Origin of the sequence: Serratia sp. 506_PEND, assembly GCF_001076875.1 — a bacterium.
Classification (GTDB): Bacteria; Pseudomonadota; Gammaproteobacteria; order Enterobacterales; family Enterobacteriaceae; genus Serratia; species Serratia marcescens.
On sequence record NZ_JVEL01000381.1, the window covers coordinates 27,871 to 34,069 of the forward strand.

Sequence of the window (6,199 nt, forward strand, 5' to 3'; positions counted from 1 at the left end):
AGGCCAACCTGCGCATCATCAGCGCAACGGCGAAAAAACTGGGCATGGGGATGGACAAAGTGGTGGTGACGCTCGATCGTCACGGCAACACTTCTGCCGCCTCGGTGCCTTCCGCACTGGACGAAGCCGTGCGCGACGGGCGAATTCAGCGTGGTCAACTGGTGCTGTTGGAAGCCTTCGGCGGCGGCTTTACCTGGGGCTCGGCGCTGGTTCGTTTCTGATTTGGACAGGAAGAAAAAATGACGCAATTTGCTTTTGTTTTCCCGGGCCAGGGGTCGCAGACCGTTGGCATGATGGCCGAGTTGGCCGCACAGTTCCCGATCGTCGAAGAAACCTTCGGCGAGGCTTCTTCCGCCCTGGGTTACGACCTGTGGCAGCTGGTGCAGCAAGGTCCGGCGGAAGAACTGAACAAAACCTGGCAGACCCAACCGGCTCTGTTGGCCGCTTCGGTGGCGATTTTCCGCGTGTGGCAGCAGCAGGGCGGTAAAGCGCCTGCGCTGATGGCTGGCCACAGCCTGGGCGAGTACTCGGCGCTGGTCTGCGCCGGCGTGCTGGACTTCAAGGCGGCGATCCGTCTGGTCGAGCTGCGCGGCAAGCTGATGCAGGAAGCGGTGCCGGAAGGCACCGGCGCGATGTACGCCATCATCGGTCTGGACAACGACGCGATCGCCAAGGCGTGTGAAGAGTCCGCACAGGGGCAGGTGGTTTCTCCGGTCAACTTCAACTCGCCGGGCCAGGTGGTCATCGCCGGCAACAAAGAAGCGGTTGAACGTGCGGGCGCCGCCTGCAAAGCCGCCGGCGCCAAACGTGCGCTGCCGCTGCCGGTGAGCGTGCCTTCGCACTGCGCGCTGATGAAGCCGGCCGCCGACAAGCTGGCCGTAGCGCTGCAGGACATCACTTTCAACGCGCCGCAGGTGCCGGTGGTGAACAACGTCGACGTGCGCACCGAAAACGATCCTGAAGCGATCCGCAGCGCGCTGGTGCGTCAGCTGTACAGCCCGGTGCGTTGGACCGAGAGCGTAGAATTTATCGCAGCACAGGGAGTGACGTCGCTGCTGGAAGTGGGGCCGGGCAAAGTGCTGACCGGTCTGACTAAACGTATTGTTGACACCCTGACGGCTGCGGCGGTGAACGACACCGCCAGCCTGTCGGCGGCGCTTGAACAATAAAGAGGAAAATGATGAGCTTCGAAGGTAAAATCGTTCTGGTCACCGGCGCAAGCCGCGGCATTGGCCGAGCCATTGCAGAAACGTTTGTGGCACGCGGCGCCAAAGTGATCGGCACCGCGACCAGCGAGAGCGGCGCTGAAGCGATCAGCAGCTACCTGGGCGCAAACGGCAAAGGGTTTATGTTGAACGTTGTTGATGCGCAATCTATCGACAGCGTGCTGGCATCGATTCGCGCCGAATTTGGCGAAATCGACATTTTAGTGAATAATGCCGGCATCACGCGTGATAACCTGCTGATGCGTATGAAGGATGATGAGTGGGAGGATATCCTCGACACCAACCTGACTTCCGTATTCCGCCTGTCAAAAGCGGTAATGCGCGCTATGATGAAAAAGCGGTTTGGCCGTATCATCACCATCGGTTCCGTTGTCGGCACCATGGGGAACGCAGGGCAGGCGAACTACGCGGCGGCTAAAGCCGGTCTGATTGGTTTTAGCAAATCTTTGGCACGTGAAGTTGCTTCGCGTGGCATTACGGTCAACGTCGTGGCACCTGGCTTTATTGAGACGGACATGACACGGGCGTTGACAGATGATCAACGCGCAGGCATTTTGTCATCAGTTCCAGCTAACCGGCTGGGCGATGCTAAAGAAATCGCCAGCGCTGTTGCATTTTTGGCCTCTGATGAGGCCGGCTATATCACCGGTGAAACGTTACATGTCAATGGCGGCATGTACATGATTTAAAAAATGTGAAAACCATTTGCGTTATTTGAGGCAAAAACCGCAAAATAGCGTAAAATCGTGGTTTGACCAGCCGGGATTTAGTTGCATCTTTTTCAGCATTTTATACACTACGAAAACCATCGCGAAAGCGAGTTTTGATAGGAAATTTAAGAGTATGAGCACTATCGAAGAACGCGTTAAGAAAATCATTGTTGAGCAACTGGGTGTTAAACAGGAAGAAGTTTTGAACAACGCTTCTTTCGTTGAAGATCTGGGCGCTGATTCTCTTGACACCGTTGAGCTGGTAATGGCACTGGAAGAAGAATTCGACACCGAGATTCCAGACGAAGAAGCTGAGAAGATCACTACTGTTCAGGCAGCTATTGATTTCATCAACGCTAGCCAGCAGTAAGAGAACATATCTAGGCGGTCGTTCGACCGCCTAAGTTTTTTCTATCCCTAGTGTCATATTTTTCCCTCCCTGGAGGACAAACGTGTCTAAGCGTCGAGTAGTTGTGACCGGACTGGGCATGTTGTCTCCTGTCGGCAATACGGTAGAGTCCACGTGGAACGCTCTTCTTGCCGGTCAGAGTGGCATCAGCCTGATCGACCATTTCGATACCACTGCCTATGCGACCAAGTTTGCTGGCCTGGTAAAGAATTTTAATTCTGAGGATTTCATCTCTCGCAAAGATGCGCGCAAGATGGACGCCTTTATCCAGTACGGTATCGCTGCCGGCATGCAAGCCATGCAGGATGCTGGCCTGGACATCACCGAGGCTAACGCCACCCGCATTGGAGCCGCGATCGGTTCCGGCATCGGCGGCCTGGGTTTGATCGAAGAAAACCACAGTTCACTGGTTAACGGTGGCCCACGGAAAATCAGTCCGTTCTTCGTGCCATCCACCATCGTGAATATGATTGCAGGCCACCTGACAATCATGTACGGCATGCGTGGCCCAAGCATTTCCATCGCCACCGCCTGTACTTCAGGTGTGCACAACATCGGCCATGCGGCGCGTATCATTGCCTACAATGATGCGGACGTGATGCTGGCCGGTGGGGCAGAGAAAGCCAGCACCCCATTGGGCGTCGGCGGCTTTGGCGCAGCGCGCGCCCTGTCCACCCGTAATGACAATCCGCAGGCGGCGAGCCGTCCGTGGGATAAAGACCGCGACGGCTTCGTGCTGGGCGACGGCGCTGGCATGATGGTGCTTGAAGAGTACGAACATGCGAAAAAACGCGGCGCGAAAATCTACGCCGAAGTGGTTGGCTTTGGGATGAGCAGCGACGCTTATCACATGACGTCACCACCAGAAAACGGCGCGGGCGCTGCGTTGGCGATGGAAAATGCCCTGCTTGACGCCGGTGTGACCCCGTCACAAATCGGTTACATCAACGCACACGGCACCTCTACGCCGGCGGGCGACCAGGCGGAAGCGCAGGCGGTGAAATCCGTGTTCGGCGCCGATGCAGAGCGCGTGCTGGTGAGCTCGACCAAATCGATGACCGGCCACCTGTTGGGCGCGGCGGGCGCGATCGAGTCCATCTTCACCGTGCTGGCGCTGCGCGATCAGGCGGTACCGCCAACCATCAACCTGGATAACCCGGATGAAGGTTGCGATCTGGACTTCGTGCCCCACGAAGCGCGCCAGGTCAGCGATATGGAGTACACCCTGTGTAACTCCTTCGGCTTCGGCGGCACCAACGGCTCGCTGATCTTCCGCCGAGTGTAACTCGCGCTGTTGAACGCTGATGAAAAGCCCGGTTTTTTAACCGGGCTTTTTTACGCGTACAATTTGACGGAGAGGGGTATCTGCAGGGGGCTATTTTATATTTTTCGCCGCTTGCAACACGGATTGATTGCCAAGTGTAGCCTGCCACATCTCGAATTGAGTACGCCATTCTTCGAAGGGGGCGCCCAGTGAGCGCGGGTCGCCACTCATGGAATAAGCCATGCCCTCAATCAGCCATGAAGGCTTGGTCAACATGGCGAGATTACCGAAGAATTCTGCCTGCCGATAGTGGATCATTTCATGCGTTAAGTAGAACGCTGTCCAACCGCGTGGTGCAACAATCAGACCGAGATCACCAATCGCAGCGGCGGCCCGTTTTCCCATGCCGAACATCTCGGCGCAGGCTGCAGCGCTGCAGAACACGACTCGAGGGCTGCCGATAAATGGTCCGACGGCGTTACTGGCGTGCGCATAGCCGGTTCGATAAAGCTTTTGAGCATCTACTAATTTTGCGACATCATCCGTGCAGAGGGTTGCTGTTGGGCATGTTATTCCCGGCAGCAATGAGGGGAAGGCAACGCGCAGCGGCTTTATGGTCAGCAGCCCGGCAGTTATCAGAATGGTAAATAAAATTATAATTATTGATAATATTTTTTTGTATTTCATGCGGATAGCCTAATTTTTCCAATGAGCTACCATAACACCAGCCGAGCTGGATGATAAGTGGTCATATTGAGCGCTTTTGCATTAACGGCCGCCTGCTATTCTGCGAGCGTAATAAAATTACCCGGCAACAGGAGGAAGCATGTACTGGATTAACGGACAACGCCACGATGCGCTGGCGCCGAGCGATCGCGGCCTGCAGTTCGGCGATGGCTGTTTTACGACTGCCCGGGTTATCGACGGTAAAATCGAGCTGCTGCCCTGGCATCTGGAGCGGTTGCAGCAAGCGGCGCAGCGGCTGATGCTGCCCGCCACCGATTGGCCGGCTTTCGAGCGCGAGATGGCGCAGGCGGCCGAATCAATTCCGCTCGGCGTGGTCAAAGCGATACTGACGCGCGGCAGCGGCGGGCGGGGTTACAGCCCGACCGGGTGCGAAAACCCGACGCGCATCGTGGCCCGCAGCAGCTACCCTGCGCACTATTTGCAGTGGCGCGAGCAGGGCATTACGCTTGCGCTCAGCCCGGTGGCGCTGGCGCGCAATCCGCTGCTGGCGGGGTTGAAGCATTTGAACCGCCTGGAGCAGGTGCTGATCCGCGCGCATCTTGACCAGACGGCCGCCGACGAGGCGCTGGTGCTTGACACTGCCGGTATGCTGGTGGAATGCTGTGCGGCTAATTTGTTCTGGCGTAAGGGAAAAGCGGTATTCACCCCGGATCTGAGCCAGGCGGGCGTCGCGGGCCTGATGCGGCGGCGAGTGATCGCGCTGCTGGCGGGCTCGGAATACCATCTGCACTGCGTCAGTGAACCGCTGGAGACGCTGGCCGATGCCGACGAAGTCTTGGTGAGCAATGCGCTGATGCCGTTGCTGCCGGTAAACGCTGCGCAATCATGGCGTTATGCTTCACGTCAGCTGTATGATTTTTTGCGTCCACACTGTTAACCATGGCTAATTGATGAAGAAAAGAAAGCTGAAGGTCCTGTCTGTTATTGTTGTTCTGGTATTGGCGCTGTTGTTTTGGGGCTACCAGAAGATCGAACGCTTTGCCGATACGCCACTGGCTATCCAACAAGAAACCATCTTCAAACTGCCGGCCGGCACTGGCCGGGTAGCGCTCGAAGGGTTACTGGTGCGCGATAAATTGGTGCACAATGGCCGCTGGTTCCAGTGGCTGCTGAAGCTGGAGCCGGAGCTGGCGGAATTTAAAGCCGGTACCTACCGGTTCACGCCGGGCATGACGGTGCGCCAGATGCTGAAACTGTTGGCCAGCGGCAAAGAGGCGCAGTTCACCGCACGCTTTATCGAAGGCTCACGCCTGCGTGACTGGCAGCAGGTGTTGCAACAGTCCAAATACCTGAAACACACCCTGGCGGGCAAGAGCGAAGCGGAGATCGCCGCTGCGCTCGGCATTCCTGAGGGAGAAACCCCGGAAGGGCATTTGTACCCGGATACCTATCAGTATACCGCCGGCATGAGCGACATCGCGCTGCTCAAACGCGCGCACGTGCGCATGAACAAAGCGCTGCAGGCCGCCTGGGCCGGCCGCGACACCAGCCTGCCGTACAAAAAGCCGGAAGAGCTGCTGACCATGGCTTCGATCGTCGAGAAAGAGACCGCCGTGCCGGAAGAGCGCAGCAAGGTGGCGTCGGTGTTCGTCAACCGCTTGCGCATCGGCATGCGTCTGCAGACCGATCCGACGGTGATCTACGGCATGGGCGAAAGCTATAATGGCAACATCACGCGCAAGGATCTGGAGATGCCGACGCCTTACAACACCTATGTGATCGCCGGCCTGCCGCCAACGCCGATCGCCATGCCGGGTGAGGCCTCGTTGCAGGCGGCCGCCAATCCGGCCAAAACGCCATATCTCTATTTTGTCGCCGACGGCAAGGGTGGGCATACCTTCAC

The 6,199-nt window shown here is 57.4% G+C and carries 8 protein-coding genes; 7 read left to right on the top strand and 1 reads right to left on the bottom strand.

Annotated features, from left to right (window positions below; genetic code table 11):
• The 5 genes from ADK28_RS29440 to fabF form a co-directional block, all read left to right on the top strand.
• The coding region (locus ADK28_RS29440; protein WP_048795843.1) for a 3-oxoacyl-[acyl-carrier-protein] synthase III C-terminal domain-containing protein at positions 1-221 on the top strand (221 nt) is incomplete at its 5' end.
• An 18-nt stretch (positions 222-239) separates the two neighbouring features.
• Complete coding sequence (gene fabD / locus ADK28_RS13035; RefSeq protein ID WP_048795839.1) at positions 240-1,169, top strand: ACP S-malonyltransferase; 930 nt, start codon at positions 240-242, stop codon at positions 1,167-1,169.
• A gap of 11 nt (positions 1,170-1,180) precedes the next feature.
• Positions 1,181-1,915: a 3-oxoacyl-ACP reductase FabG gene (gene fabG, locus ADK28_RS13040; RefSeq protein WP_016928193.1), complete on the top strand. Its 735-nt coding sequence runs from the start codon at positions 1,181-1,183 to the stop codon at positions 1,913-1,915.
• A 154-nt stretch (positions 1,916-2,069) separates the two neighbouring features.
• Positions 2,070-2,306 carry an acyl carrier protein gene (acpP, locus tag ADK28_RS13045; protein ID WP_004719003.1) on the top strand — a complete coding sequence of 79 codons (237 nt, stop codon included), beginning with the start codon at positions 2,070-2,072 and terminating at the stop codon, positions 2,304-2,306.
• Positions 2,307-2,388: 82 nt separating this feature from the next.
• Entirely contained in the window at positions 2,389-3,630 is a 1,242-nt protein-coding gene (gene fabF, locus ADK28_RS13050; protein ID WP_004928734.1) for a beta-ketoacyl-ACP synthase II, read from the top strand.
• A gap of 90 nt (positions 3,631-3,720) precedes the next feature.
• Here fabF and ADK28_RS13055 read toward each other — a convergent pair whose 3' ends face one another.
• Positions 3,721-4,296, bottom strand: coding sequence for a membrane protein (locus ADK28_RS13055; protein WP_048795840.1), 576 nt, complete (start codon positions 4,294-4,296; stop codon positions 3,721-3,723).
• Positions 4,297-4,435: 139 nt separating this feature from the next.
• Between ADK28_RS13055 and pabC the strand changes: the two genes are divergently transcribed.
• On the top strand, positions 4,436-5,233 hold the full coding sequence (gene pabC, locus ADK28_RS13060) for an aminodeoxychorismate lyase (RefSeq protein WP_033640747.1): 798 nt from the start codon (positions 4,436-4,438) through the stop codon (positions 5,231-5,233).
• A gap of 13 nt (positions 5,234-5,246) precedes the next feature.
• A partial coding sequence (mltG, locus tag ADK28_RS13065; RefSeq protein WP_048795841.1) for an endolytic transglycosylase MltG occupies positions 5,247-6,199 on the top strand: 953 nt, incomplete at its 3' end.

Bases quoted from the DNA above. Each gene is read 5' to 3' on its own strand.
- acpP (WP_004719003.1), top strand. From the start codon at position 2,070: ATGAGCACTATCGAAGAACGCGTTAAGAAAATCATTGTTGAGCAACTG.
- fabG (WP_016928193.1), top strand. From the start codon at position 1,181: ATGAGCTTCGAAGGTAAAATCGTTCTGGTCACCGGCGCAAGCCGCGGC.
- fabD (WP_048795839.1), top strand. From the start codon at position 240: ATGACGCAATTTGCTTTTGTTTTCCCGGGCCAGGGGTCGCAGACCGTT.
- ADK28_RS13055 (WP_048795840.1), bottom strand. From the start codon at position 4,296: ATGAAATACAAAAAAATATTATCAATAATTATAATTTTATTTACCATT.
- pabC (WP_033640747.1), top strand. From the start codon at position 4,436: ATGTACTGGATTAACGGACAACGCCACGATGCGCTGGCGCCGAGCGAT.